This window comes from Streptomyces sp. SID8374 (genome assembly GCF_009865135.1).
Taxonomy (GTDB): Bacteria; Actinomycetota; Actinomycetes; order Streptomycetales; family Streptomycetaceae; genus Streptomyces.
In genome coordinates, this window is record NZ_WWGH01000001.1 from 3607655 (window position 1) to 3633751 (window position 26097).

Sequence of the window (26097 nt, forward strand, 5' to 3'; positions counted from 1 at the left end):
TCTAGCCCTCCCACATGCTCAGATAGCGCTCGCCGGTGTCCGGCAGGAGGGTCACCACGATGCCGTCGGAGAACTCCGGCCTGCGGGCGACGCGCTCACTGGCGTGCACGGCGGCACCGGACGAGACGCCTGTGAAGAGGCCCTGACCGGTCGCCAGCCGGCGCGCGGTGAGAAGGGCGTCCTCGTCGGAGACCGTCACGACCTCGTCGATGAGGGAGACGTCGGTCGTATCGGCGACGAACCCGCCGTTGAGCCCGGGGATGCGGTGCTGGCCCGCGTGCCCCTGGGACAGGATCGGTGATTTCTCCGGCTCGACGGCTATCACGCGTACGTCGGGGTCGTGCTCCTTGAGGGCGCGGGCGACGCCGGTGAGAGTGCCGCCGGTGCCCACCCCGCACACGAAAGCCGCGATGCGCCGGCCGAGGGAGGACACGGCCGCCTGGATCTCCGGCCCCGTCGTCTCGTAGTGGGCCCTCACGTTGTCGGGGTTCTCGTGCTGGCAGGGAAACCAGGAGCCGGGAGTGGCCGCGTGCAACCGCTCGGCCTCGGCGATCGCCCCCGGGTAGCCGAGCGAGCTCGGCGTCTGGACGATCTCGGCCCCGAACGCGCGCAGCAGCCTGACCCGCTCGGCCGTGGCGTTGTCCGGAAGGACGATCACGCAGCGGTAGCCGCGGGAGGCGGCGAACGCGGCCAGGGAGATTCCGGTGTTCCCGGAGGTCGCTTCGATGACGGTGCCGCCGGGCCGGAGCGCGCCGCGTTCCTCGGCGGCACGCAGCATGTAGAGGGCGGCGCGGTCCTTGCTGGAGGACATGGGGTTGGCGGACTCCAGCTTCGCCAGCACCCGGGCGCCCGGCGCCAGATCACGCAGCCGCAGTTCCAGCAGCGGTGTGGAGCCGACGAGGTCCTCGATGCGTGAGGCGACGGCGGGGCGGGCGGAGGCGACGGGAGTGAGCGGGGCGTGAGCGGTGGTGGTCATGGCTGCGTCTCTCGCAATCGGGGGAGTCGGGGGCGGGTGGTCCCGGGTGTCACCAGGGACCGGCGGGCGGGTGTCACCAGGACCCCGCGGAGGCGATGACGGTGAAGACGTCCTCCATGAGTTCCGGCCGCCGACCGGGTTCCTTGATGACGGCGGTGGGCGCGAGGACCCGGGCGCCGCCCGGGACGTCCTTGTTGACCAGGGCCTGGGCACCGATGACCGCCCGGTCACCGACCGTCACCGGCCCGAGGACGGTGGCGTTGGCGCCGAGGATGACGCCGCTGCCGACGACGGGATGGCGGCGGTCGCCCTCGGGCCGCTTGTTGTCGCTCCACCAGCCGACCGCGCCCAGGGTGACCTGGTGGTACATCGTCACGTCGTCACCGATCACGGCGGTCTCCCCGATGACGACCCCGGCGCCGTGGTCGATGAAGACCCTGCGGCCCAGTACGGCCCCGGGGTGGATCTCGACGGCTGTCACCCGGCGGGCCCACCGGGCCAGCAGCCTGGCCGGGATGCGCAGGCCGCGACCGTGCATGCGGTGCGCGATGCGGTGCGCCCACAGCGCGGTGAGCGCGGGGTGGAGGATCGCTTCCTTCCTGCCCCGCACGGAGGGGTCGCGGGCCACGACCACGTCGAGATCCTCACGCAGCGCCGCGAGCAGGCGGGGGGTGGGAGAGGCGGGGGTGGCCGTCGGCCCCTCGGGCTCACCGGCGGCGGATGCGGTGCCGGGTGCGGGGCCGAGGGCCGGATCGGATTCCGGTTTCGTCGGACTGAGCAGGCTCATCGTGGCTCCAGGGGCGGGGTGGGCCTCATGACTGGAGCTGAGCGTGCCCGGTGGGCTTCCCACTGGAGTCCCGCCGCGTTCCCACCCGGCGGGAGCGTCTCGGGCCGTGGCGGAACGAGAGGGGAACGGTGCGGGAAACATTCAGGAACGTCCCGGCCCACACTCGCCTGAGTGCCGCGCGACCGTCCGTCGGACAGCCGGCCCGTTTCCGCGTCGACGGACACCGAGGCCCCGCTCTTCTTTCCCACCCGCCCAGAGCAGCCCCCCGCCCCGAGCAGAAGGAGTTTCCCGTGCCTGTGATTTCCGTTGACTGGTGGAAAGGGAACGATCGTGCACAGCGCCAGGAGCTGGTCGAGGAACTGACCGCCAGTGTGTCCCGGATAGCCGGATGCCCGGAGGAGGCCGTCACCGTCATCGTGCGGGATGTGGAGACCGACCACTGGGGGAAGGGCGGCGTGCTCGCCGACGCTCTCGTCGTGGGCGCCGCTTCCTCCCCCGGCCCGCAGGACACCGGGGGACAGCAGCCGTGACGGCATCAGCCGGATCCGGCGCCGCCGATCCCCGGCGCCTCCTTCTCGTCGCACCGACGCACCAGCTGGCGGCTGCGGCGGCGGAGGCCGGCTTCCACATCGTCACGGTCGCCGACACGGCCGGATTCACGGACGAGGAACTGCGTACACACCTCAGGGACACCGTGCTCACCCACCGGGTGGACAGACTGGTCGCCTGCGGGGAGGCGGGCACCCATCCCGCCGTTCTGGAGACGGCCGAGGAACTGGGGGTGTCGCCGAATCCCGCCTCCGCCGCCCGGCTGCTCGCGGATGCCGCAGAGGTCAGAAACCTGCTGAACCGCAGTGGCCCCCCATGGCAGTCGCTGGTACTGCCGGACGGGCCGGAGGACAGGCCGTCGCTGTGCGATGTCGTGTACGGGGTCGAAACCCTGACGGTCGAAGGAATGCACCGGGTCACCGGCATCGTGGAATTCCGGTTCGGCGAAGGGAGTCCCAGCGGCCGGTTCCCGGCCGACCGGGCCTTCAGCGGCCGGGGGGAGCCCGACGCCGGCAGCGGACCGGGCGCGGACCGGGTGCCCGGAGCCGACTCCACGATTCCGCAGGGCGCCGGGCTCGCCCTCCACACCTTCCCCGCCCCGATCACCGGTCCGGAAGAAGCGGAGATCAGAGCCTTGGCCACGGGCCTTCTCGACCTGGTCGGCTACGAGTTCGGGTACGCGTTCACCCGTATCGCGCGTACGGAGCAGGGGCCGTGCGTCATCGACGCGGTGCCACGTCAGGCGAGCTGGCCCGCCTCGCGGCTGATCGAACTGACGACGGGACTGGTCGCGGAGCGGGAACTGGTCCGTGCCCTGTCGGGGAAGCCCTTGAAGGCAGCGCTGCCGGTGGGGTTCGCGGCCGCCGTCCCCCTGCTCGATCCACCCGGCGCACCCGGGCAGATGAAGGCACCCGCGGACGTGCGGGAGTCGCGGGACGGGTACGTCCTGCTCACCGCACTCACCCCCGTCGAACTCGCCGCCCGCACGGCCGCTGTGCTCGGCTGTCCCGCCTGATCCGAATCCGCTCGTCGAAGGGGTCCGCCGATGTCGTCGGCGGGCCCCTTCGCGTACGCGCCCTCCCGCCACAGCGACCCGGCGGACGCCTCTTCCGTCGGCCGCAGGGGTTTCCTGTCGCGTTCCCGGCTGCCTTGCGAGGGCCGGTAGCGGAAGTGGAACGCCCCGGGAGCGGGGCCCGCGAGAGTCATTCCCGTCAGCAGGAACGCCCCGGCAAGACCACTCAAGAAGGCGGTAGATCATGCGGAACTCGGTGTCGGCGATGGTGGGAATTCTTACGGCAGCCGTTCTCATGAGCGGAGGCGCGGCCGCTTCGGCGGCGGCGGCGGACGGCAGCCTTTCCGCCGTGCCGGCCACCCACCACTCCGCGGTCCACGGCGGACCGGGCACCGGCGAGGGACCGAACATCACGCCCCTCCAGTCCGACACCGGCGAGGGACCCAACATCACCCCCGCACGGTCCGGCACCGGCGAAGGGCCGAACACCTCCCCCGCACAGTCCGACACCGGCGAAGGGCCCAACACCACCCACGCCTCGGACGGCGAAGGACCGAACCTGGCCGCCGCTTCCCGTGACGCCTCCCCGCGCATCACGGCCTGATCCGCTTCCTGTCGGCGGGGGCCTCGTCACGCGGCCGGAGGCGCCGGGACCCCCATGGCGTCGAAAGCCTCGCGGGCCGACTCCCGGTGAGCCGAGGCCGCTCCCTGCTCTCCCATGTACTCCAGAGCGTCGGCCATGCCTGCCAGCGCCCGCGCCTCCTCGACCCGGTAGCCGATGCGCGAGGCCGCGTCATGGGCCCGCGCGTGGAGTTCGAGGGCCGGAGAGTACCTGCCGTTACGGGTGTGGAACCGGCCGACGATGTTGCCGACGGCGGCCTCGCGCATGGGTACACCGCTGAGATCGCCCAGCTGAAGGGCCGACTCCCCCCACTCGGCGGCCTGCGCGCTCTCGCCGAGCAGGTCGGCGGCTTCGGTGGACAGGGCGAGGACCAGCGACAGGTCGGCGGGCGAGATGACGTCCCCCGCCAGCTTGCGGGCCCGGGCCAGGAGCTCCGCGGCCTCGGCGACCTCGCCCAGACCGATCCTGGCCACAGCCAGGTCGGTCAGCCCCTCGACCTCCTTGTCGACCGAACCGATGGAGCGGGAAAGGGCGACGGAGCGGGTGGCCGCCTCCACCGCCTCCGGATACCGCCCCCATTCGGCGTACAGATTGCTGAGGTTGGTCAGGGACTCGGCCTCGGCGCGCTCCGCGCCCAACTGCCGCTTGATCTCGATGGACTGCCGCAGGCGCGGCAGCGCCTCGTCGTAGCGCCCCAGGGTGCTGAGCAGGAGCCCGAGAACGCCGGTGTCCTTCGCCACCCCGCGCTGGTCATCGAGACCGTTGGCCAGGGCCAGGGCCTCTTCCGACATCTCGATGCCCTCCGTGAGGCGCCCGAGCTTCCAGCAGGCCACCGCGAGGTTGGACAGGCTGAGCCGCAGCAGAGCGGCGTCACCCAATCGGCGGGATGCGGCGACCGCGACGAGGCCCAACTCCCTGAACTCCTCCAGGCGGCCGCGCAGGTCGAGAGGGAAGACAACGTTGGCGGCCAGCAGACCTACGTGCCGGTCCATTCCCCAGCGGTAGGCCAGTGATACGGCGGCCAGCAGCGAGTCCTGTTCACGCTCCAGCCAGTCGCGGGCCTGTTCGACGGTGTCCAGCGGAGGGAGCTCGGCGGCCGACCGCGGGTGCTCGGAGCGGTCGATCCCGGCCCGCCCGGGGAAGAGCAGGTCGCAGGCGGCGTCGGTCGCGGCAAGCGCGAAGTCGAGGAGCCGGCCCACGGCGGACATGGTCTCGTCGTCGCCGTAGGCCTCGGCGCGCTTCTCCCCGTCGGCTTCCTGCGGCCGGTGTGCACCACCGCGCGAGAGGTTCTGCGCGAAGCTGCGGACGAGGTCGTGGAAGGCGTACCGACCGGTTTCGTGCTGCTGGAGCAGGTGCATGTCGAGGAGGTACTCGAGAACTTCTTCCGCCTCCCGGGCACTCGTCCCCAACAGGGCGCCCACGGCGTGGGTGTTGATCTCGACCCCCGGATACTGGCCGAGGAGCCGGAACGCCTCTCGGGTCTCGGCGGCCAGGCCCTCGTAGGAGAGCCGCAGCGTCACCTCGACGCTGCGTTCACCCGAATTGAGTTCGGCCAGCCGGTGGGCGTCGTCGCGGAGCCGGTCGACCAGGTACCGGACGGTCCAGCGGGGCCGCTTGCGCAACCGGGCCGCCGCGATGCGCAGGGCGAGCGGAAGGTGGCCGCAGAGTTCCGTGAGCTGAGCGACGGCCTCGGGCTCGTTCTGTGCGCGAGTCCGGCCGAGTACGCCCTCGACGAGGGCGACGCTGTCGTTCGGCGGCATGACACCCAGGGACACGGTGTGGGCGGCGTCGAGGTCCACGAGCAGCGCACGGCTCGTCACGAGCACGAGGGTCTCGGTGGGGGAGGTGAGCAGGGGTCTGACCTGGGAATCGTCCACGGCATTGTCGAGTAGCAAGATCATCTTGTGGGTGCTCATCGTGCGCCGCCACAGGGCGATGCGGCCTTCCGCGTCATCCGGGATACGGTCGCCGGGCACACCGAGCATGCGCAGGAGGGCCTCGGCCGCCGCACTCGCGCTCAGAGGACGGTCGTTGGGGGTGAACCCGCGCAGGTCGATGTAGAGCTGGGCGTCGGGGTACTTCTCCGCGAGCCGGTGCGCGGCGCGAACGGCCAGCGAGGTCTTGCCGCTTCCGCCCATGCCGTCGATCGCGACGATCAGGGGCCCGGAACCCCGGGCCTCCTCCACGAACCCGAGCAGTTCGCTCACTTCCTCCTCACGGCCCGTGAAGTCACGCAGATCGTACGGGAGGGTGGAGGGCTTGTTCTCCGCGGCGAAGGGGGCGGTGGCGGGCGGCTGCGGGGCGGCGAGTTCGGGACTGTTGCGGAGCACCGCGTTGTGCAGCTCCGAGAGTGCGTCACCGGGGCCGATGCCGAGTTCGTCGATCAAGAAGTCCCGGACCTTGGCGAACTCCTCCAGCGCATCCGCCTGCCGTCCGGAACGGAAGAGGGCGAGCATGAGCTGGCCGCGCAGAGTTTCACGCAACGGGTGCGCGTCGATGAATTCCCGCAATTCTCCGATGAGTTCACTGCCCTCGCCGCTGGCCAGGCGCAGCTCGAAAAGCTGCTCGACGGCTGTGAGGCGACGTTCCTCAAGGGCCGCGGAGGCCGCGGACAGAACCGACCCACCGGCGCCCGCGAGCAAAGGGCCCCGCCACAGGGCCAGGGCCTCGCGAAGTGTCGTCATGGCATATGTGCTTTGCCCGGCGACAGCGGCCGCCCTGGCCTGTTTTAATCCCTCGGTGAATCTGCTGAGGTCCACCTGCGCAGGCGTGGTGAGCGCTCGGTAGCCGGGACCCTCGGTGACGATCAGATCCCGTCCGCCGGGAATGCGCTGCCTCAGCTCCGCGACGGCCTTGCGCACCTGATGGGCGGCGGTGGCGGGCGCGTTCTCGTCCCAGGCGGCTTCCACCAGCCGGAAGACCGGGAGTACGCGCTGAGGTTCCAACAGGAGTGTGACGAGAACCTTTTCATGCACAGGTCCGCCGACCCGGATTCGGTCGGCCCCGTCCCAGCATTCGAACGAGCCCAGAATACGGAACTGCAATCTGTGTGTCTCCGCGACCTCGTCCATGATGCTTCCTCCTCCAGCGGCCACGGAGCGGTTTCTGCCACCACCCACGCATAGCCGACGCTCCGCATTCCTGCCGTCCAGATGAGTCTTCGCACAGCCATCTCATCAGGGCCCCGTATCGGGCGGCAAGACGGCACTCGAACGTATCGCTTGACGGACTGCGCCGTTCGGCGCGATGCCGGACTCCGGAAACCGCGTGCGACAAAGTGCCCGAGCGCGCTGGTGGGCGTCGACGGACAGTCGGTGGACACACCGCACCGCCGTGCCCGGTGACGCGGCGTACACGTCCCAGCAGGCCTGTACGGACCCCTCGGCGCACAGCCTCACGTTTCGGCCATCCGGGCGTTGTCCCGGAGCTCGGACAACCGATGGGGGCCCCAACGCCTCTCACAGGCCGGACACAGCGTCGCCACAGGTGAGTTGGGGCCGTGCTGTTCGTCCGCGTCCCATCGCGCACTCGGAAAAGCCGGAAGTACGAGGAATGATGACCAGATCCCAGCAGGGCCGCACCAACCGCCTCACCCGCCCCTCGATCGCCATCGCCGCGGCTGTCGCCGTGACGGCCGGGGTCGTGGCCGCCGCGCCTGACGCGAAGACCGCGCAGGCGGGGCCGAAGCTCAGCCTGATCGCTGCCTCCACCTCGGTGACGCTCGACTCGTGGAAGGAGGATCCCGGGGTCTATCTCGATCTCGGGACCTATCTCACCTCCGAGAAAGGGGCCTTCGAGCTCAAGGTGACCCGTAAGTCCTACAAGGACCCGGTCGTCGCCAGGCAGATCATCCGGAACGGGAAGAAGACGCAGACCAAGACGCTTCCCGCGGGGCTGGTGAAGGACTTCGCCGGGCTGCCGGGCTTCGTGACGGTCGGTCTCACCGATGCGGCGGGGAAGTCGGTGCTGAAGAAGACCGAGGCCTTCTGCCCCAACAACGCCTCCGGGCGCGTGCGGCCCGACGCTCCCGCCAACTCGAAGTATCCGCAGAGCTGTCCGGTCAACCCGTTCACCCTCGGTTCCGTGTGGGGCGTGGAGAACGGGTGGGCGGCCAACACCTATGCCGGGTACTACTCCGAGCCGGTCCAGCTGGCCGCGGGGAAGTACACCGCCAAGATCTCCGTGACCAAGAAGTACCGCGATCTCTTCGGGATCGCGAACAAGCCGCAGACCGTCAAGGTCGTGGTCCGTGAGCGGAGTTGGGAGGAGAACGAGGGCGTCTCCACGTCCGCTGCCCCGCCCTCGGCCAAGTCCGCCGCCAAGGCCGGGCACAACGCCCACGCCGGGCACGGATCGGCCGCCCCCTCCGGGCACGCCGGGCACGGCGCCGCCGCCCCGGCCCCCTCCACGCACGACGCGCACAACGCGCCCAACGCCCACGCCGCCCACAACGCCCACGCCGCCCCCGCCCGTACCGACGCACCCGCCGCCGCGACAACCGGGGCCGGGGCCACGTACAACGTCGGTCACGGGCCCTACCCGCCCGCGCCGCCCGCTCTCCCCTGGGCGCTCAAGAAGCAGGCCGCCGGGAAGGGCGCCTTCGGGGCACAGGGCTTCTCCGCCGCTCGCGTCGGGGACCGGGCCGGGCAGACCGACGGGTCGCGGCAGGCCCCCGGGGCACAGCCCAACGCCAAGCGGCCCACCGGCAAGGCGTCCGTGCCCGATGTGCCCAAGCCCGACCTGCGCTCGCTGCCCGCGTACGGCATCACCGTCAGCGACGGTTACCAGGACGTGCCCGGCAAGGACTACCTCGCCTTCAGCGCCAACGTGTGGAACGCGGGGCCGGCCAAGCTCGTCGTGGACGGCTTCCGCTCCCCGGGCAAGAAGCTGATGGACGCCTACCAGTACTTCTACGACGCCAAGGGCAAGCAGGTCGGCTACACCCCGACCGGCACCATGGAGTGGGACCCGCGCCCCGGCCACGAGCACTGGCACTTCACGGACTTCGCCAGCTACCGGCTGCTGAAGGCCGACAAGAAGGAGACCGTCCGCAGCGGCAAGGAGGCCTTCTGCCTCGCCAACACCGACGCCGTCGACTACACGGTCAAGAACGCCAACTGGCACCCCGGCAACACCGACCTGTCCACCGCGTGCGGCCAGGAGAACTCGATCTCCGTCCGTGAGGTGCTCGACGTCGGCTCCGGTGACACCTACACCCAGGACCTGCCCGGCCAGTCCTTCGACATCACCGGCCTGCCCAATGGCACCTACTACATCCAGGTCCTCGCCAACCCGGAGAACCGCCTCAAGGAGACCGACCACAAGAACAACAGCGCGCTGCGCAAGGTCGTCCTGGGCGGCAAGAAGGGCGCCCGTACGGTGAAGGTGCCCGCCCATCAGCTGGTGGACGCCAACTGATCCACGCCTCTCTGTCCGTGATGCCGGCCCCGGGAACTCCTCCCGGGGCCGGTATCACCCGGGCTTCCCCACCGCCCGCCGGTCCGTCACCCGCCCCGTCGCATCCGCGTCCAGGCTGGCCGTCCCCTCCGCGCCGCTCACCGTGACGCGGACCCGGGGCCCCACCCCGCTGCCGGTGCCCGGGGTCACGTCGATGCGCCAGCTCTCGGGTTCGCGTACGCCCAGAGTCGTACGCGCCTCACGGACCAGGCCGGGGAAGAGTTCGTACGGGAGGGACTGGAGGTGGACCGTCTCGGCGGGCGGGAGGGCGGAGTCGCCGCGCACCGCCATGCGGTGGTCCTCGATGGTGATCGCGGTGACGTACGCGGTGTCCACCCGGGTCTCCAGCTCCATCGCGGTCGCCCGCATCCGCCCGAAGGTGAGCAGGGAGGACGAGGGCCCGGAGACGGTGGTCGAGGTGGAGAACGTACGGGAGGAAGAAGAGGACGGCGGCTGCGACGCGGCCGGGGACTCGTCCGACGTGAACAGCTCCCCCCGGAAGAGCAGCACGACCAGCGCCGCCCCCGCCAGCAGGGCGACCAGCCCCAGCACACACCACGAGCCCTCGACCGCGTCCGGGTCGCTCACCAGGGTGGATTCGGGCGCGGAGCCGATCTCCGCCGCCTCGGCCCGGCGGCTCCACTCCGGGGTGGGCCGGGTGACGATACGGACGTCCCAGGGCTTGTCCGGGCGGTACTCCACGACGGCGCTCCCGCCAGGCCGGTAGGCGGGGATGTCGACCAGGTTGATGTACTGGCTGATCTTCACGCGGTACGCCGGCCGGCCGTCCTCCGGCTCCGGGGCCACGGTCAGCCGGAACTTCACCGGTACGTCGGCGGTCTCGCCGCCCGTCGCCCGCAGGTCCTCGATCCGGGCCAGCGCGATCCGCCCGGCCGGCGGCTCCTCGCGCGCCGAGCGCCGCCGCCCGCCGAGAGCGGCGAGGAGGATCAGCAGGACCAGGACCCCGCCCCCGGTGACGAAGACGGGCACCCGCTCCAGGATCACGCCGACCACGAGGGCGGCGAGCGCCGCGCCGGTGACGCCCGGGACGACCGTCAGGCGCAGGGCGGCCGGAAACCCGCCGTCCGGGGCCGAACGCGCCTTATCGGCCCGCCCGTTGACCTCACCGGCACCCCGTTGCCCCTGCCCCGTCGTCCCCATGACCGTGATTGTGCCGGTCGGAGGCGGGAGGGGGCAGGGGGCGGAAGAAGAACGGCAGGGGAAGGGGGATCAGTCCTCGCCCTCCAGGTTCCCTTCCGTCTCCAGGTACACCTGCCGCAGCGCCTCCAGCACCGCCGGGTCCGGCTTGGCCCACATGCCGCGTGACTCGGCCTCCAGCAGGCGCTCCGCGATGCCGTGCAGGGCCCAGGGGTTGGCCTCCTGGAGGAACTGCCGGTTCTCCGGGTCGAGGACGTACGTCTCGGTGAGCTTGTCGTACATCCAGTCGGCGACGACGCCGGTCGTGGCGTCGTACCCGAAGAGGTAGTCGACCGTGGCGGCCAGCTCGAACGCGCCCTTGTAGCCGTGGCGGCGCATCGCCTCGATCCACTTGGGGTTGACGACCCGGGCGCGGAAGACGCGGGAGGTCTCCTCGACGAGGGTGCGCGTGCGGACGGTCTCGGGGCGGGTGGAGTCCCCGATGTACGCCTCCGGGGCCGTGCCCTTCAGCGCGCGCACGGTGGCCACCATGCCGCCGTGGTACTGGAAGTAGTCGTCCGAGTCCGCGATGTCGTGCTCGCGGGTGTCGGTGTTCTTGGCGGCGACCTCGATGCGCTTGTACGCGGTCTCCATCTCCTCGCGGGCCGGGCGGCCGTCGAGTTCGCGGCCGTAGGCGTAGCCGCCCCAGACCGTGTAGACCTCGGCGAGGTCGGCGTCGGTGCGCCAGTCGCGGGAGTCGATGAGCTGGAGGAGCCCGGCGCCGTACGTGCCGGGGCGCGAGCCGAAGATCCTTGTGGTGGCCCGGCGTTCGTCGCCGTGCTCGGCCAGGTCGGCCTGGGCATGGGCCCGTACGTAGTTCTGCTCGGCCGGTTCGTCCAGCGAGGCGGCCAGCCGTACGGCGTCGTCCAGCAGCCCGATCGTGTGCGGGAACGCGTCCCGGAAGAAGCCGGAGATGCGGAGCGTCACGTCGATCCGGGGACGGCCCAACTCGGCGTACGGGATGGGCTCCAGGCCCGTCACGCGGCGCGAGGCGTCGTCCCAGACGGGCCGGATGCCGAGCAGCGCGAAGGCTTCGGCGATGTCGTCGCCCGCCGTGCGCATCGCGCTCGTCCCCCAGAGGGAGAGGCCGACGGAGGTGGGCCAGTCGCCGTTGTCCGTGCGGTAGCGGGTCAGCAAGGAGTCCGCCAGGGCCTGGCCCGTCTCCCAGGCCAGCTTGGAGGGAACGGCCTTGGGGTCGACCGAGTAGAAGTTACGGCCCGTCGGCAGGACGTTGACCAGACCGCGCAGAGGTGAGCCGGACGGACCCGCCGGGACGAAGCCGCCGTTCAACGCGTGGACGGCGTGGGTGAGTTCGTCGGTCGTGGCCGCCATGCGCGGGACGACCTCGGTCGCCGCGAAGGTGAGGATGTCGGCCACCGCGTCCGGCAGGCCAGCCGCCACGCCTGCCACCGCCGCCGGGTCCCAGTCCGCGTCGTCCATCGCCTGGACGAGCGTGCGGGCCTGCTCCTCGATCTCATCGGCAGCCGTACGCGTGGCGGCCGACTCGTCGAGACCGAGCGCCTCACGGAGACCCGGCAGCGACGCCGTACCGCCCCAGATCTGGCGGGCGCGCAGCACGGCGAGCACCAGGTTGACCCGGTCGTTCCCGGCGGGCGGGTTGCCCAGCACATGCAGGCCGTCGCGGATCTGGACGTCCTTGATCTCGCAGAGCCAGCCGTCGAGATGCATGATGAACTCGTCGAAGCCCTCGTCCTCCGGCCGGTCCTCCAGGCCGAGGTCGTGGTCCAGCTTGGCGGCCTGGATCAGGGTCCAGATCTGCGCGCGGATCGCGGACAGCTTCGCCGGGTCCATGGCAGCGATCTGGGCGTGCTCGTCGAGGAGTTGCTCCAGGCGCGCGATGTCGCCGTAGCTGTCGGCGCGGGCCATCGGCGGCACGAGGTGGTCGATCAGCGTGGCGTGGACGCGCCGCTTGGCCTGCGTACCCTCGCCCGGGTCGTTCACGAGGAACGGGTAGACGAGCGGCAGGTCACCGAGGGCGGCGTCCGGACCGCAGGCGGCCGACAGACCCGCGTTCTTGCCGGGCAGCCACTCCAGGTTGCCGTGCTTGCCCAGGTGGATCATCGCGTCCGCGCCGAAGCCGTTGTCGTCGGCGGAGGCGGCGATCCAGCGGTAGGCGGCCAAGTAGTGGTGCGAGGGCGGGAGATCGGGGTCGTGGTAGATCGCGATCGGGTTCTCGCCGAAGCCGCGCGGCGGCTGGATGAGGATGAGGAGGTTCCCGCGCCGCAGGGCCGCGAGGACGATGTCGCCCTCCGGGTTGGCGGACCGGTCCACGAACATCTCACCCGGTGCCGGCCCCCAGTGCCGCTCCACCGCGAGGCGCAGCTCCTCGGGGAGCGTGGCGAACCAGCGGCGGTAGTCGGCGGCCGGGATACGGACCGGGTTCTTCGCCAACTGCTCCTCTGTCAGCCACTCCTGGTCGTGGCCGCCCGCCTCGATCAGCGCGTAGATCAGCTCGTCGCCGTCGCCGGAGACCAGCCCCGGGATGTCTTCCTCGGGCCCGAAGTCGTACCCCTCGGCGCGCAGCCGCCGCAGCAGCGCCACGGCGCTGGCAGGGGTGTCGAGGCCGACGGCGTTGCCGATGCGGGAGTGCTTGGTCGGGTAGGCGGAGAGCACGAGCGCGATGCGCTTCTCGGCGTTCGGGATGTTCCGCAGCTTCGCGTGGCGTACGGCGATTCCGGCGACGCGGGCCGCGCGCTCGGCATCGGCGACGTACGCCGGGAGCCCGTCCTCGTCGATCTCCTTGAAGGAGAAGGGGACGGTGATCAGCCGCCCGTCGAACTCCGGCACCGCGATCTGCGTGGCCGCGTCCAGCGGGGAGACGCCCTCGTCGTTCTCCTCCCAGGCGGCGCGCGGGCTGGTGAGGCAGAGCGCCTGGAGGATCGGCACGTCGAGACCGGTCAGCGCGCCCGCGTCCCACGACTCGTCGTCGCCACCGGCCGAGGCCTCGGCGGGCCGGGTGCCGCCCGCCGCGAGGACGGTGGTCACGATGGCGTCGGCGGCGCGCAGCTCCTCGATCAGCTCGGCCTCCGGCGTACGGAGAGAGGCGACGTACAGCGGGAGCGGCCGGGCCCCCGCGTCCTCCACAGCACTGCACAACGCGTCGATGAACGCGGTGTTCCCGCTCATGTGGTGGGCGCGGTAGTAGAGGACGGCCACCGTCGGGGCGCCCTCGTCCACCGCACGGGCGGAACGTTCCAGCGGGCCCCACGCGGGGGCCGGGGCGGGCGGCTCGAAGCCGTGGCCGGTCAGCAGCACGGTGTCGGAGAGGAACCGGCCCAGCTGCTCCAGGTTGGCGGGCCCGCCGTGCGCGAGGTAGGCGTGCGCCTCGGCCGCGATCCCGATCGGCACGGTGGAGGCGGCCATCAGCTGGGCGTCCGGAGCCTGCTCACCGGTGAGGACCACGACCGGCCGCCCGGTGGCCAGCACCGCGTCGAGGCCTTCCTGCCACGCGCGTACGCCGCCGAGGAGGCGTACGACGACGAGGTCGACGCCGTCCAGCAGCTCGGGGAGTCCTTCGAGGTCGACGCGGGAGGGGTTGGCGTACCGGTAGCTGACCGGTCCCTCGGATGCTCGGGCGCTCAGGAGGTCGGTGTCGGACGTCGACAGGAGCAGGATCATGCTGCGTCAGGCCTTCCTCGGGGTGTCCACGCCCCGGGCGGTGTCGGAGGGGTCTCCCCGCGCCTGGCTCCAAGGGCCGGGCGCTGCACCCGGATCGGAGGAACCGGGCGCTCGGGGAAGGGAGTTCCTGACTCGCCCGGCCGGTGGTGGCGGCCGTGCTCACAGTGGCGGGACCGCGCCGGAATCTCACCGGGCTTCCTCCCCTGTCGCCGTCTGGCGATGGCGGCCTGAACGGACCACCGCCTGCATCCTAAGCGGCCGGGGTGGGGGCGGGGCAGGGGGCGGGGGTGCGGTGGTGATCACTGTTCGCGGGCGGTGGGGCGGGTGGCCGTGATCCCCTGTCCCGCAGGTCACAGACGCGACCCCACCGCCGGGCCGGGCCCGGTCGGTATGCTCGCCGCCATGCCCGATTCCGCCCCCTCGCCCCTTTCCGCGGGCGGCGTCTCCCCCCGCGCCGGTGGTGACGCCTGCCCGGGAACGCTGCGGCTGCACCGGGCGGACGACGGGGCGCTGGCCCGCGTACGCATCCCCGGCGGTGTGCTGAGCGCGGACCGGGCGGAGGCGCTGCTGACGGCGGCGGCCCGGTTCGGGGACGGTGAGCTGCATCTCACCTCGCGGGGCAACGTACAGCTGCGCGGCCTGGGTGCGGAGTGCGGCGGCGAGCTGGCCGCCCTGCTCACGGAGGCGGGCCTCCTGCCCTCCGCGGCCCACGAGCGGGCCCGCAACATCGTGGCGTCGCCGCTGGCGGGCCTGGACGGTTCACCGTCGGTCGGGCGGTGGCTGAGCGAGCTGGACCACCTGGTCTGCTCGTCGCCCGCCGCCGCCACGCTCTCCGGGCGCTTCCTCTTCGCTCTGGACGACGGCCGGGGCGATGTGGACGCCCTCGGCGCGGACGTGACGCTGATCGCGGAGGGGCCCTCGGGGCCCGCCGTGCTGCGGATCGGGGCGGCCGACGAGGTGTTCCGGGTCCCGGCCGCCGAGGCCCCGCGCGCCGTGCTGCTGGCCGCCGAGGCGTTCCTGCGCGCGGCCGGGGAGTCGGGCGCGTGGCGGGTGAAGGACCTGCCGGAAGACGTACGGGCGGAGCTGGTCCGGTCCATCGGCTCGGCGGCGCCGGGCCCGGCGGTTTACCGCCCCCGCCCCCGTACGGCAACGCCCCCCGCCCCCGGCCGCCACGGCTCCGCGCTCACCGCCGACGTACCCCTGGGCAGGCTCACCCCCGCCCAGTGGCGGCTGCTCACCGACACGGCCAGGCGGTACGGCGGCGAGCTGCGGCTCACCCCGTGGCGCGGGATCGTCCTCCCCGGGCCGGTCCCGCAGCCGGAGGCGGCGGACGCACTCCGCACGCTCTCCGAGTCCGGCCTGATCACCGCCCCCGACTCCCCCTGGACCGGCGTCGGCGCCTGCATCGGCCACCCCGGCTGCGCGAAGTCGCTGTCCGACGTCCGGGCCGAAGCGGGGGCCGCCCTCGGACCGCCCGGGCGGCTACCTGTGTACTGGTCCGGGTGCGAACGCCGCTGCGGCCACCCCCACGGGGAGTGGATCGACGTGGTCGTCACGCCGGACGGACACCGGATCTCCCACGTACGGGGAGAGCGGCGGGACGCCCGGGCGACCGTACGGAACGACCCGGCGCGGCTGGCGGCAGCGGTGGCCGAGGCCCGCGCCTGAACACCCGTAACACCCTTCCTTGACGACCTCACGGCAGAAGAAAGCGACAGCACTGTGCACCAGTACGAGAAGGACGGACCGGCGATCTACCGCCAGTCCTTCGCCACCATCCGCGCGGAGGCGGATCTGGCCGGGCTGCCCGCCGACGTCAGCCAGGTCGCCGTCCGCATGATCCACGCCTGCGGCATGGTCGACCTCGTACGCGACCTCGCCTTCTCGCCGAACGCCGTGGCCGACGCCCGCGCGGCCCTGCGCTCCGGCGCCCCGATCCTCTGCGATGTGGCGATGGTGGCCAGCGGGGTCACGCGCAAGCGGCTGCCCGCGGACAACGACGTGGTGTGCACGCTGTCCGACCCGTCCGTGCCCGGGCTGGCCGCGAAGATGGGCACGACCCGCAGCGCGGCGGCCCTGGAGCTGTGGCGGGACCGGATGGAGGGGGCGGTGGTCGCGGTGGGCAACGCCCCGACGGCCCTGTTCCGGCTGCTGGAGATGATCGAGGAGGGCGCCCCGCACCCGGCCGCCGTCATCGGCGTCCCGGTCGGCTTCGTCGGCGCGATGGAGTCCAAGGAGGCCCTGGCCGAGCACGCGTCGGGCCTGGAGCACCTGATCGTGCGGGGCAGGCGGGGCGGCAGCGCGATAGCGGCGGCGGCGCTGAACGCCATAGCCAGCGAGGAAGAGTAGTGATGAGCGAGTCCAGCGGCGGCACCGGCCGCCTCTACGGCGTCGGCCTCGGCCCCGGCGACCCGAACCTGATGACGCTCCGGGCCGTCCAGGTCATCGGCGAGGCCGACGTGATCGCGTACCACAGCGCCCGCCACGGCCGTTCGATCGCCCGGTCCATCGCGGCGGCGCACCTGCGCCCCGACCACATCGAAGAGCCGCTGGTCTACCCCGTCACGACGGAGACCACGGACCACCCGGGCGGCTACCGGGGCGCGCTGGAGGAGTTCTACGAGAAGGCCGCGGCCCGCCTGGCGGCGCACCTGGACGCGGGCCGGACGGTGGCGGTCCTCGCCGAGGGCGACCCGATGTTCTACGGCTCGTACATGCACATGCACAAGCGCCTGGCCGACCGGTACGCCACCGAGGTCATCCCGGGCGTGACGTCGGTCAGCGCGGCGGCGGCCCGCCTCGGCACCCCGCTGGTCGAGGGCGAGGAGATCCTGACGATCCTCCCCGGCACGCTCCCGGAGGAGGAGCTGACGGCCCGGCTCGCGGCGACGGACACGGCGGTGGTGATGAAGCTGGGGCGTACGTTCCCGGCGGTGCGCGGCGCGTTCGAGGCCTCGGGGCGGCTGGCGGAGGCGCGGTACGTGGAGCGGGCGACGATGGCCGGGGAGCGCACGGGCGACCTGGCGGAGATCGACCCGGCGTCGGTGCCGTACTTCTCGGTGGCGGTGCTGCCGAGCCGGGTGGACGCGCCTCGCCCCTCGGGGCCGTCCGACGGCGAGGTCGTGGTGGTGGGCACCGGCCCGGCGGGCCCGCTGTGGCTGACGCCGGAGACGCGGGGCGCCCTGGCGGCGGCGGACGCCGTGGTCGGCTACACCACCTACCTGGACCGGGTCCCGGTCCGCCCCGGCCAGGCGCGGCACGGCTCGGACAACAAGGTGGAGTCGGAGCGGGCGGAGTTCGCGCTGGACCTGGCCCGCAGGGGCCACCGCGTCGCGGTCGTCTCCGGCGGCGACCCCGGGGTCTTCGCGATGGCGACGGCGGTGCTGGAGGTGGCCGCGCAGGAGGAGTACGCGGAGATTCCCGTACGGGTCCTGCCCGGCGTCACCGCGGCCAACGCGGCGGCGGCGCGCGCCGGCGCACCGCTGGGCCACGACTACGCCACGATCTCCCTCTCGGACCGCCTCAAGCCATGGGAGGTCATCGCGGAACGCCTGAGCGCGGCGGCCTCGGCAGACCTGGTCCTGGCCCTCTACAACCCGGGCTCCAAGTCCCGTACGTGGCAGGTCGGCAAGGCCCGCGACCTGCTCCTGGAACACCGCTCCCCGGACACCCCGGTCGTCCTGGCCCGGGACGTGGGCGGCCCGACGGAGACCGTCCGTACGGTACGGCTGGCGGACGTCGACCCGGCGGAGGTGGACATGCGGACGCTGCTGATCGTGGGCTCGTCGCAGACGCGCTGGGTACGGAGGGGCGAGGCGGGCCGGTCCATCGTGTGGACCCCGCGCCGCTACCCGGAGGCGTAGCGGCGCCGGACCCACTCCGCGGCCTCGTCGGACGTGGCGGCCACCGGCACCCCTTCGGGAACCGGTGGCCGCCGCACCACGACGACGGGAATCCCGGCCTCACGGGCGGCGGTGAGCTTGGGGGCGGTGGCGTCGCCGCCGCTGTCCTTGGTGACGAGGACGTCGATGCGGTGACGCCGGACGATCTCGCGCTCACCCTCAAGGCCGAACGGCCCCCGATCCAGGAGGACTTCCATCCTCCTCGGGCAGGGCGGCTCCGGCGCATCGACGGAGCGTACGAGAAACCACAGGGAATCGAGTCCGGCTTCCGCGAAGGCGGCGAGCCCCATCCGCCCGGTGGTGAGGAAGACCCGCTCACCGAGTGCGGGCAGCAGCTCGGCGGCCTCGGCGAGCGACGCGACGGAGTGCCAGCGGTCACCCTCCTGGGCGACCCAGCCGGGCCGGCGGAGGGCGAGGAGAGGAACATGGGCCTGCGCGGCGGCCAGGGCCGCGTTCCGGCTCATGGTGGCGGCGAAGGGGTGGGTGGCATCGACCAGAGCGTCGACGTGGTGCTCACGTACCCACGCCGCAAGCCCGTCGGGCCCCCCGAACCCGCCGACGCGCACGCCACCGGGCGGCAGCCGGGGAGCGGCCACGCGCCCGGCGAGGGAGGTGGTGACGCGCACGCGCGGTTCACCGACCAGGCTCTCGACGAGTCGACGGGCCTCGGTGGTCCCTCCCAGAACAAGAACATGCTTCACGTGCATCATCGGAACGGACTCTTCTCATGAACGACGCTCATGACCGCTGAGGCGCGGGGCGGTCGCAGTGCCCAACTCAAGCACACGGGTCTGCGCCCCGGCTGGACGACCGGTGCGTGCGCGACGGCGGCGACGACGGCCGCGTACACGGCCCTGCTGACCGGCGACTTCCCGGACCCGGTGAGCATCACACTGCCGAGGGGCCAGACACCGGCGTTCGCGCTGGCGGTGGAGGAGCTGAGCCCCGGGCGGGCGAGCGCCGGGGTGGTGAAGGACGCGGGGGACGACCCGGACGTGACGCACGGGGCGCTGGTGAGGGCGACGGTACGGCGGCTGCCGCCGGGCTCCGGGGTGGTGTTCCGGGCGGGCTCCGGCGTCGGCACGGTCACCCTCCCCGGCCTGCCGCTGGACGTCGGGGAGCCCGCGGTGAACCCGGTGCCGCGCCGGCTGATGCGTGAGCATGTGGAGCGGGTGGCGGCAGAGTACGGGGAGCCGGGGGACGTGGAGGTGACGGTGTCGGTGGACCACGGCGAGGAGATCGCCCGCTCCACGTGGAACGGCCGGCTCGGCATCCTGGGCGGCCTGTCGATCCTGGGCACGACAGGGGTGGTCGTCCCGTACTCCTGCTCGGCCTGGATCGACTCGATCCGCCGGGGGGTGGACGTGGCAAGAGCGGCAGGCCTGACACATGTGGCGGGCTGCACGGGCTCGACGTCGGAGAAGACGGTGGTCGCGGAGTACAACCTCCCGGACATAGCACTCCTGGACATGGGCGACTTCGCGGGCGCGGTCCTCAAGTACGTACGCCGACACCCCATCCCCCGCCTCACGATCTGCGGAGGCTTCGCGAAACTCTCCAAACTGGCGGCCGGCCACCTGGACCTCCACTCGGCCCGCTCCCAGGTGAACAAGCCTTTCCTGGCGGCCCTGGCCCGCGAGGGCGGCGCGACCGAGGAGCTGGCGTCCCGCATAGCCACGGCCAACACGGGCCTGGAGGCGCTGCGGCTGAGCGAGGCGGAGGGTGTGCGCTTGGGCGACCTGGTGGCGTCCCGCGCCCGCGACGAGGCGCTGTCGGTGCTGCGGGGCGCACCGGTGGAGGTGGACGTGATCTGCATCGACAGGGCGGGGGTGGTGGTGGGGCGGTCGTAGCTCGTTTCCGCGCCCGCCCCACCACCAAGGCCGTATGTCAGGCGCGGCCAAGTGCCCGAACGGTCCACCCGGCCGTACGCCAGACGTCGACGTCAAGGGTGCCGCGCCCGTCGACGACCGTGGCGTCCGCGACCCGCCGGGCAAGCTGCCCGGGATCGACGCGGCTGAACTCGGGCCACTCCGTCAGATGCAGCAGCAGATCGGCGCCCTCGACGGCGGCGATCGGGTCCTCCACATAGTCAAGTTCGGGATGAACCTTGCGGGCGTTGTCGAGGGCCTTGGGGTCGGTGACGGTGACCGTGGCACCGAGCTCGTGGAGTTTCCGGGCAACGGCGAGGGCGGGCGAGTCACGGATGTCGTCGGTGTTCGGCTTGAAGGCCGCACCCCAGACGGTGATCCGCCGCCCACTTGGCGACGCGAACCAGCGGCCCGCGAGCTCCTCCAGCGCACCGGCGCAGAACTCGGCATCACGGCCTGAGGACCCCCGCCCCCGGCCTTCGCAGCTACTGCCTGGAACCGCCCCCGGCTGCGGCGGCAGCGGCGGCGAGCCGTGACCGCCACCCGTCCGGATCCCGCCCGGCCTCCACGGCCTTCGCAGCGTCCTCGGCGAGATCGATCCCGAGATCGGCGGCCCGGCGCTCGGCCCACCGCGCATAGGCAGCGGCCTGCTGGCAGTCGGGGCACTCGGTCTCCTCGCTGTAGGCCCGGAAGACATGCTCGTTTCCGGCCCCCTGGCAGGTGACGAGAGGCGGAACGTACGGAGGCGGGGGAAGGGCGGCAGGCAACGCAGCCTCCTCCACCGCTTCCTGCACCTCCTCGACCGTCTCCCGCCCCGGAGCCCGCTGCTCGCTCACGGGCGCCTCGGGCATCTTCATCTCCAGCCGATGCCGCAGGAAGCCCACAGCGGACCGCACCCCATTCGACGGCAACCCACTGCTCAACACCCGCCGAAGCTCACCGGCCGAAACCCCCCGCCGCAACCACTCAACAGCCAGCCCGACCAGCTCACGAGCTTCACGAACCCCGAGCCGCAACTGCCGGTCGGAGTTCCGCAGGGACAACAACACCCGCTCAGCCTCAACTTCTTGAGGAGGCGGCTCCACAGCTGGGACTCCGTCTTCCCCTTCGCTTTCAACTTCGCTAGGCGCTTCGGTGGGTGGGCGGGATGAGTTCTCCCCCAGTTCTTCGTCTGCCGGTAGTTGATGACCGACGGTCCGAGGACCCGGCTCACCGACGGCCGGAAACTGCACACTCGGAGCCGACGACCGGACCCCCACCCCAGCATCCCGCCACACCACCAGAGCATCACCCTCACTCAACGGCACATTCGAGAACAGCTGATGGGTGACCCACAACCCCCGCTCACCGGACACCCGCCGCTCATGAACGAACCCGTTCACGACCAACTGCTCCTTGGCCCGCTGGAACGCACGCCCCTTGATACCCAGCTTCCGGCCATGCTCGGACAACGCCACATGGGTCTGCCCATCGGGCAACCCCTGCACGTACAACAACAAGATCTTCGCGTCACTGCACAGACGCGGATGACGCACGACATCGTGCGAGGCCTTCGTGTAGCGCCGAACAGGCGCGATAGCATGCCAAAGCATCCCGGTGGACCTTGACTTCCACTAGTGGGTGAAGGCCCTCGGACCGGTGCGTAGGAACACCTCCGGGGGCCGCCCCATGCACACGAAGTGCACACAGAGCGTGATGACAGGATGACGCTACCGCAGCCTAGAAGTGCCTCGGGGACAATCCGCCGAACGGGCGGGCAGACCAAAGCAGATCAACCCGTAAGGGTGGAAAGCCAGTTCGTGTTGACGCGCTGATGGGCGTGGAACGCCCCTGCCATCTGGTGACAGCCTCGTCCGGGGCGCCCGCCCCGTCCCGTCCGGTCAGCTCGTCGCCTTCTCAATGGCGTCGAAGATGTCGGCATCGGTTTTCTGCTGCCAGACCGGCAGGTCGGCCCAGTCCGCCACGTAGCCCGGCTTCGGGTCCTCGAAGTGCTTGAACATCTGGGCCGTCCAGCAGATCGCGACGAAGCGCCCCCGCTGCTCACGGGACAACCGCGACGTACGCCCACCGCTGACCGTGACGAACTGACGCACCTGCTCGCACACGGCTCCCGCCGCTTCGCGCTCCCACTGCGGGGTGTCGTCCCACGGAGTCACGTACCCAGCCTTCGGCTCCCCGGGAAAATGCCGCCGAACCCCCGCGATCCAGGCCTCCCGGAACAGCCGTGCACCCTCAACCTGCGACATGCCATCCCCTTCTCGTCACGGCGTCCTCAGCGTGGCGAACTCCGCCCCCAGCTCCGCCACGCGGCGGTCACGGCTCAAAGGACCGAACTCGTCGCACAGGACCTGAAGTCTACGGGCGGCGTACCCGGATCCTGAGGCGCGAGCCAGGCCGATCGCCTCCTTGCCGTACGCGACGACCTGGTCGGCATCCCGCCTCTTCGCCCCGATCGCCGCCATGTCCGTCAGCACCGCACCCCGTCGGCGGTAGGACTGCCCCGGTGCCAGGGCCATCTGCGCCAGCGCCCGCTCCAGGGCCTCCTCCGCCAGGTCGAGACGGCCGAGCTGTACGTAGCGCGATCCCCGTTCCTCCGCCAGCCGCGCACCGTCGAACCGGAGCCACCCGCCGTTGACGCTTTCCGCGCTGAGGTCGCGGACAGCCTCCGCACGCTCCATCGCGTGCTCGCACGCGTCCAGGTCACCGAGAGCTGCGTACGCCTCGGCCTGGACCGAGGCGGCCCAATGGCGGGTCGAGAGGTTCCTGTCGCCCCGGCCTGCCAGGCGCTCGGCCGCCCCGAGCATCTGCTCCGCCTGGTGGTGGCGGCGCTCGGACATGTCGACGTACGCATGCCGGACCAGCGCGCACGCCCACAGGTCGTACGCCTGGGCGTCCTTGCCGATCGAGGCCGCGAGTGCGTACGAAGCGGAGGCATCGGCGTACCGGTTCGCGTCGAACGCCACCTCCCCGGCCAGCTGGAACAGGTCCGCCGCCGCATTCAACAGCGGTCGGGGGCTGCCACGATGACCGGCCAAGGCCTCATTCAGCGTGGCCAGCTGGTCGCGTACGACCGGATAGACAGACCCCTTGGAACGGGACAGTTGGTAGACCTGCCACAGATGACTGTTCATCCGGGCGAAATCGGCAGGAACACCGCCTCGGACTCCCTCGGCGAGGGCTTCCGCCTCATCTACAGGCAGCGCGGTCAACGCACCGCTGACGGTCAGTATGCGGAGGAATGCGCGGCGGATCATGTCGTCAGGGTCTCCCGCGTTCGGGGGCTCACTGGGCTGGTGCCCGACGGTGTTCCGGGCTGCGGTTCGTGAGGGGCCGAGGAAGGCGTCCAGCTCTTCGAGGCTGACTTCGAGGGCGGCAGCCAGGCCCCGCCGCTGGGGTGGCTGCGGATAGACCCTGCCGTTCTCCCAGCGCCCGACCGTTGTGCGATCCACACCGAGTAAGTGGGCCAATTCTTCTTGGCCGTAGCCCAGCGCCCTGCGTCGTTCCGCCAGTCCCATGGCATCCACTCTCGCGCAGCTCCGACCCCTTCGGCATCCGTGCACAGATCTGCTTCCCGCGTGATGCGGTGCAGGCGCTGGCGCCGGGTGCCGCTGGACCTGGCGCAGGAAGCGCGGCAGAAGGCTCCGGCAGGATGCGTCGACAGGGCCGTCCAGTGCCAACTGTCCACCCACGAGGGCGACCAGCACCACGGCCTCCTGGCCGAACTCGACACGTACGGCACCGCCCTCTGGCTCCGCTGGCGCGGGGCCTACATGGACCTGGTCGTGCTGCGGGACTGCCCGGTGCCCGGGCCAGGGCCGGACGGGGAGGGCTGCTGCCTCTTCGCCGGCCACCCGGAGCAGCACACCTGGGAAGACACCTCGGAGGAGGCCCTGTGCACCGGTTGATCGCGAGCCCGTACAACGGAACGTTCCTGGTCGCCCGCCCCGGGGCCATGGGCGGCATGCGCATCCCGCAGTCGCTGTACGAAGAGCTGGCCTCAACTGCCGAAAGCAGTAGCCCTCTTCCTGCCTGGCTCCTCGACCACGCCCGCACGGCTTGGAGCATGGACCTGGCGGGCACGGTGATGCGGGACGCCGTCCTCGTACGCTCCGGTACCGGCCTCGGCTACGGGCGGGTCACGTACGAGATCAACAAGGGCTGCAACTTCAACTGCGAGCACTGCTACCTCGCGGAACGGAGGTTCGAGGGACTGCCCTGGCCGGACAAGGTCCGGCTCCTGCACCTGCTGCGGGATTCCGGAGTGCCGTGGCTCCAGTTCACCGGCGGCGAGCCGCTGATCGACCCGGACTTCGTGGACGCGTACACGCTCGCTCACCGCTCCGGGATGCTGATCGAGATCCTCACCAACGGCTCCCGGCTCCACCGCCCCGAGATCATCGGCCTGCTGCGTGACCTGCCGCCGCACAAGGTGACCGTCTCCCTCTACGGGGCCACCCCGGACAGCTTCGAATCGCTCACGCGCAAGCCGGGGGCGTTCAAGCTGGTCGAGAAGGGACTCGTCGCGGCACGCGAGGCGGGCATCGCGCTGGAACTTGCGCTGATCATCACCCGGCACAACGCCCACGAGCTGGACGCGATGCGCGCCCTCGCGGAGCGGTACGGGGCGGGCCGCCAGGAGTACGGCACGATCTCCCCCACGTACACCGGCACGCCCGAACCGCTGGCCGCGCAGGCGCCCGGCTTCCTGGACAAGACCAGCGTCTTCAAGGGTTGCCCCGCCGGCCACAGCTTCTTCCACGTCGACCCGTACGGTCTGGCGACCATGTGCAAGGTCGGCCGCGGGAACCCCGTCGACCTCATGTCCGAGGGCCTGGACGGGCTCCTCCGTCTGCCCGGCATCGCCGATGCCCAGATGCTTCGCACCGGTGACTGCGGCGGCTGTCAGCTCTCCGGCACCTGCCGGGTCTGCCGACCGCTCGCCAAGGCCTACCAGGAGGCGAAGGCACCACTGAACACCTACTGCCGACACGGAAGCGAGGAAGCGTCATGACCGCTGTCATGGTGGAGATCGGCCCCCGACCGCCGGCCCTGGAGGAGCCCGAGGAAGTGATCCTCCTGGACGACCTGGAGGCGTTGACCGAAGGCGCCGTCCCGGGCTGCAACGACGACAACCCGTACAGGTAGACGCCCGGCCGCACAGAACCGTGGGGGCTCCGGGACGTTCTTCCGTCCGAAGCCCCCGCACCACCGCACCCGTACCCGCCTCCGTGGAAGAGTGAAGCCCCATGGCGACCACCCGGATCGGCCTCGGCCGACTGCCGCCTGCCGCCCGCGCCGCCGTCGAAGAGCACACCGGCCCCCTCCTCAGGGTCGAGGAGAGTGCCGAGGGCTTCAACAGCGAGATCGCGGCCCGCGTAACCTCCGCCACGGGCATCTGGCACATCAAGGGCCTGCGCACCGACCACCCCCGCGCCTGGACCCAGCGTCGAGAGGCCGCCGTCACCCCCTTCCTCACCGACCTGGCCCCCGCCCTCCGCTGGCGCGTCGAAACGGCAGGCTGGGACCTCCTCGGCTTCGCAGCCCTGGACGGCCACCACGCCAACTACGCCCCCGGCTCCCCCGACCTCCCCGAAGTCGCAGCCCTCCTGCGCCGCCTCGGCGGGACCCCCTGTCCCGGCATCGAATTGCGCCATGCCGAACAGCGCCTGGAGCACTACGCCGCCCACCCCGACGACCTCCGCCACTTCGCCGGGACCCACCTGCTCCACACCGACCTGAACAACGCCAACGTCCTCATCGACGACCACGCCCCGGCGGGCGACCGGGCCCGCCTGGTCGACTGGGCCTGGGCAACCCGAGGAGCGGCCTGGCTAGACGCGGGCTACTGGGTCATCTGGCTCATCGCCGCCGGCCACACCCCCGCCTCCGCCGAACACTGGGCCGCCGAAATCCCCTCCTGGCACACGGCCCCCGCCGAGGGCATCACCGCCTTCGCCACCGCCAACGCCACCATCTGGTCCGAGATCAGCGATGCCGACCCCGACCCGTGGACCCGGCGCCTCGCGACTGCCGCCAACGCCTGGCACGCACACCGCAGGATGGGATGAACGACAATCCGCGCTGACCA

At 71.7% G+C, this 26097-nt stretch carries 22 protein-coding genes and 1 riboswitch; of the genes, 12 read left to right on the forward strand and 10 right to left on the reverse strand.

Features of this window, described 5'->3' with window-relative positions; all coding sequences use genetic code 11:
* Nucleotide 1: 1 nt before the first annotated feature.
* Together GTY67_RS15785 and epsC are read right to left on the reverse strand one after the other, a co-directional pair.
* On the reverse strand, nt 2-976 hold the full coding sequence (locus GTY67_RS15785; RefSeq protein ID WP_161279113.1) for a cysteine synthase family protein: 975 nt from the start codon (nt 974-976) through the stop codon (nt 2-4).
* Nucleotides 977-1049: 73 nt separating this feature from the next.
* Entirely contained in the window at nt 1050-1763 is a 714-nt protein-coding gene (epsC, locus tag GTY67_RS15790; protein WP_237502624.1) for a serine O-acetyltransferase EpsC, read from the reverse strand.
* Between the two features lie 290 nt (nt 1764-2053).
* On the opposite strand from epsC, the gene GTY67_RS35320 reads away from it, so the two are divergent.
* The 3 genes from GTY67_RS35320 to GTY67_RS15805 all read left to right on the forward strand — a co-directional run bounded on the left by GTY67_RS35320 (nt 2054) and on the right by GTY67_RS15805 (nt 3928).
* Nucleotides 2054-2293, forward strand: a complete 240-nt coding sequence (locus tag GTY67_RS35320) for a 4-oxalocrotonate tautomerase family protein (protein WP_161279114.1) — start codon at nt 2054-2056, stop codon at nt 2291-2293.
* Nucleotides 2290-3327 (forward strand): hypothetical protein, encoded by a 1038-nt coding sequence (locus tag GTY67_RS15800; RefSeq protein WP_161279115.1) that lies wholly within the window; start codon nt 2290-2292, stop codon nt 3325-3327. Before GTY67_RS35320 ends, GTY67_RS15800 begins: the two co-directional genes overlap by 4 nt.
* A gap of 241 nt (nt 3328-3568) precedes the next feature.
* Entirely contained in the window at nt 3569-3928 is a 360-nt protein-coding gene (locus GTY67_RS15805) for a hypothetical protein (protein ID WP_161279116.1), read from the forward strand.
* A gap of 26 nt (nt 3929-3954) precedes the next feature.
* Here the strand turns inward: GTY67_RS15805 and GTY67_RS15810 are convergent, their stop codons facing one another.
* Nucleotides 3955-6891, reverse strand: coding sequence for a BTAD domain-containing putative transcriptional regulator (locus tag GTY67_RS15810; protein ID WP_237502625.1), 2937 nt, complete (start codon nt 6889-6891; stop codon nt 3955-3957).
* A gap of 607 nt (nt 6892-7498) precedes the next feature.
* On the opposite strand from GTY67_RS15810, the gene GTY67_RS15815 reads away from it, so the two are divergent.
* Nucleotides 7499-9364 (forward strand): lysyl oxidase family protein, encoded by a 1866-nt coding sequence (locus GTY67_RS15815; RefSeq protein ID WP_202461456.1) that lies wholly within the window; start codon nt 7499-7501, stop codon nt 9362-9364.
* A 54-nt stretch (nt 9365-9418) separates the two neighbouring features.
* On the opposite strand, the gene GTY67_RS15820 is transcribed toward GTY67_RS15815, so the two are convergent.
* Nucleotides 9419-10564: a DUF3592 domain-containing protein gene (locus tag GTY67_RS15820; RefSeq protein ID WP_202461457.1), complete on the reverse strand. Its 1146-nt coding sequence runs from the start codon at nt 10562-10564 to the stop codon at nt 9419-9421.
* Between the two features lie 69 nt (nt 10565-10633).
* Complete coding sequence (gene cobN / locus GTY67_RS15825) at nt 10634-14239, reverse strand: cobaltochelatase subunit CobN (RefSeq protein ID WP_161279118.1); 3606 nt, start codon at nt 14237-14239, stop codon at nt 10634-10636.
* A gap of 121 nt (nt 14240-14360) precedes the next feature.
* Nucleotides 14361-14440, reverse strand: a riboswitch (cobalamin riboswitch).
* Between the two features lie 189 nt (nt 14441-14629).
* Here cobN and GTY67_RS15830 point away from each other — a divergent pair.
* Genes GTY67_RS15830 through GTY67_RS15840 form a run of 3 tightly spaced genes read left to right on the forward strand, consistent with a single transcriptional unit; the run spans nt 14630 to nt 18102 of the window.
* Complete coding sequence (locus GTY67_RS15830) at nt 14630-15907, forward strand: nitrite/sulfite reductase (protein ID WP_161279119.1); 1278 nt, start codon at nt 14630-14632, stop codon at nt 15905-15907.
* Between the two features lie 54 nt (nt 15908-15961).
* A complete protein-coding gene (locus GTY67_RS15835) occupies nt 15962-16588 on the forward strand; it encodes a precorrin-8X methylmutase (RefSeq protein WP_161279120.1) in 627 nt (208 codons plus the stop codon).
* Nucleotides 16589-16590: 2 nt separating this feature from the next.
* Nucleotides 16591-18102: a precorrin-2 C(20)-methyltransferase gene (locus GTY67_RS15840; protein WP_093686278.1), complete on the forward strand. Its 1512-nt coding sequence runs from the start codon at nt 16591-16593 to the stop codon at nt 18100-18102.
* Here GTY67_RS15840 and GTY67_RS15845 read toward each other — a convergent pair.
* Nucleotides 18087-18851 (reverse strand): cobalt-precorrin-6A reductase, encoded by a 765-nt coding sequence (locus tag GTY67_RS15845; protein ID WP_161279121.1) that lies wholly within the window; start codon nt 18849-18851, stop codon nt 18087-18089. The genes GTY67_RS15840 and GTY67_RS15845 overlap by 16 nt on opposite strands.
* Nucleotides 18852-18881: 30 nt before the next feature.
* On the opposite strand from GTY67_RS15845, the gene GTY67_RS15850 reads away from it, so the two are divergent.
* Nucleotides 18882-19991 carry a cobalt-precorrin-5B (C(1))-methyltransferase gene (locus GTY67_RS15850; protein WP_161279122.1) on the forward strand — a complete coding sequence of 370 codons (1110 nt, stop codon included), beginning with the start codon at nt 18882-18884 and terminating at the stop codon, nt 19989-19991.
* Nucleotides 19992-20028: 37 nt separating this feature from the next.
* On the opposite strand, the gene GTY67_RS15855 is transcribed toward GTY67_RS15850, so the two are convergent.
* From GTY67_RS15855 to GTY67_RS15870, 4 genes are all read right to left on the reverse strand, one after another.
* Nucleotides 20029-20604, reverse strand: a complete 576-nt coding sequence (locus tag GTY67_RS15855; RefSeq protein ID WP_343238753.1) for a UDP binding domain-containing protein — start codon at nt 20602-20604, stop codon at nt 20029-20031.
* Nucleotides 20495-21601, reverse strand: coding sequence for a hypothetical protein (locus GTY67_RS15860; protein WP_161279123.1), 1107 nt, complete (start codon nt 21599-21601; stop codon nt 20495-20497). The genes GTY67_RS15855 and GTY67_RS15860 overlap by 110 nt, the downstream gene beginning before the upstream one ends.
* A gap of 288 nt (nt 21602-21889) precedes the next feature.
* A complete protein-coding gene (locus tag GTY67_RS15865; RefSeq protein ID WP_161279124.1) occupies nt 21890-22255 on the reverse strand; it encodes a hypothetical protein in 366 nt (121 codons plus the stop codon).
* A 15-nt stretch (nt 22256-22270) separates the two neighbouring features.
* Nucleotides 22271-23524 (reverse strand): helix-turn-helix transcriptional regulator, encoded by a 1254-nt coding sequence (locus GTY67_RS15870; RefSeq protein ID WP_161279125.1) that lies wholly within the window; start codon nt 23522-23524, stop codon nt 22271-22273.
* A gap of 63 nt (nt 23525-23587) precedes the next feature.
* On the opposite strand from GTY67_RS15870, the gene GTY67_RS15875 reads away from it, so the two are divergent.
* The 4 genes from GTY67_RS15875 (at nt 23588) to GTY67_RS15885 (ending at nt 26077) form a co-directional block, all read left to right on the forward strand.
* On the forward strand, nt 23588-23914 hold the full coding sequence (locus GTY67_RS15875) for a hypothetical protein (protein WP_161280115.1): 327 nt from the start codon (nt 23588-23590) through the stop codon (nt 23912-23914).
* On the forward strand, nt 23902-25020 hold the full coding sequence (locus tag GTY67_RS15880; protein WP_161279126.1) for a radical SAM protein: 1119 nt from the start codon (nt 23902-23904) through the stop codon (nt 25018-25020). The genes GTY67_RS15875 and GTY67_RS15880 overlap by 13 nt, the downstream gene beginning before the upstream one ends.
* On the forward strand, nt 25017-25154 hold the full coding sequence (locus tag GTY67_RS34580; RefSeq protein WP_176727354.1) for a hypothetical protein: 138 nt from the start codon (nt 25017-25019) through the stop codon (nt 25152-25154). Before GTY67_RS15880 ends, GTY67_RS34580 begins: the two co-directional genes overlap by 4 nt.
* Nucleotides 25155-25255: 101 nt before the next feature.
* Nucleotides 25256-26077, forward strand: coding sequence for an aminoglycoside phosphotransferase (locus tag GTY67_RS15885; RefSeq protein WP_161279127.1), 822 nt, complete (start codon nt 25256-25258; stop codon nt 26075-26077).
* Nucleotides 26078-26097 lie beyond the last annotated feature (20 nt).

What these genes read in the sequence shown, in the direction of transcription:
- GTY67_RS15785 (WP_161279113.1), bottom strand. Translation starts at nt 976, where the DNA reads ATGACCACCACCGCTCACGCCCCGCTCACTCCCGTCGCCTCCGCCCGC.
- GTY67_RS15815 (WP_202461456.1), top strand. Translation starts at nt 7,499, where the DNA reads ATGATGACCAGATCCCAGCAGGGCCGCACCAACCGCCTCACCCGCCCC.
- GTY67_RS15820 (WP_202461457.1), bottom strand. Translation starts at nt 10,564, where the DNA reads ATGGGGACGACGGGGCAGGGGCAACGGGGTGCCGGTGAGGTCAACGGG.
- GTY67_RS15805 (WP_161279116.1), top strand. Translation starts at nt 3,569, where the DNA reads ATGCGGAACTCGGTGTCGGCGATGGTGGGAATTCTTACGGCAGCCGTT.
- GTY67_RS15865 (WP_161279124.1), bottom strand. Translation starts at nt 22,255, where the DNA reads ATGTCGCAGGTTGAGGGTGCACGGCTGTTCCGGGAGGCCTGGATCGCG.
- GTY67_RS15850 (WP_161279122.1), top strand. Translation starts at nt 18,882, where the DNA reads ATGACCGCTGAGGCGCGGGGCGGTCGCAGTGCCCAACTCAAGCACACG.
- GTY67_RS15860 (WP_161279123.1), bottom strand. Translation starts at nt 21,601, where the DNA reads ATGCTTTGGCATGCTATCGCGCCTGTTCGGCGCTACACGAAGGCCTCG.
- GTY67_RS34580 (WP_176727354.1), top strand. Translation starts at nt 25,017, where the DNA reads ATGACCGCTGTCATGGTGGAGATCGGCCCCCGACCGCCGGCCCTGGAG.
- GTY67_RS15870 (WP_161279125.1), bottom strand. Translation starts at nt 23,524, where the DNA reads ATGGGACTGGCGGAACGACGCAGGGCGCTGGGCTACGGCCAAGAAGAA.
- GTY67_RS15830 (WP_161279119.1), top strand. Translation starts at nt 14,630, where the DNA reads ATGCTCGCCGCCATGCCCGATTCCGCCCCCTCGCCCCTTTCCGCGGGC.
- cobN (WP_161279118.1), bottom strand. Translation starts at nt 14,239, where the DNA reads ATGATCCTGCTCCTGTCGACGTCCGACACCGACCTCCTGAGCGCCCGA.
- GTY67_RS15885 (WP_161279127.1), top strand. Translation starts at nt 25,256, where the DNA reads ATGGCGACCACCCGGATCGGCCTCGGCCGACTGCCGCCTGCCGCCCGC.
- GTY67_RS15875 (WP_161280115.1), top strand. Translation starts at nt 23,588, where the DNA reads ATGCGGTGCAGGCGCTGGCGCCGGGTGCCGCTGGACCTGGCGCAGGAA.
- GTY67_RS15845 (WP_161279121.1), bottom strand. Translation starts at nt 18,851, where the DNA reads ATGATGCACGTGAAGCATGTTCTTGTTCTGGGAGGGACCACCGAGGCC.
- GTY67_RS15840 (WP_093686278.1), top strand. Translation starts at nt 16,591, where the DNA reads ATGAGCGAGTCCAGCGGCGGCACCGGCCGCCTCTACGGCGTCGGCCTC.
- epsC (WP_237502624.1), bottom strand. Translation starts at nt 1,763, where the DNA reads ATGAGCCTGCTCAGTCCGACGAAACCGGAATCCGATCCGGCCCTCGGC.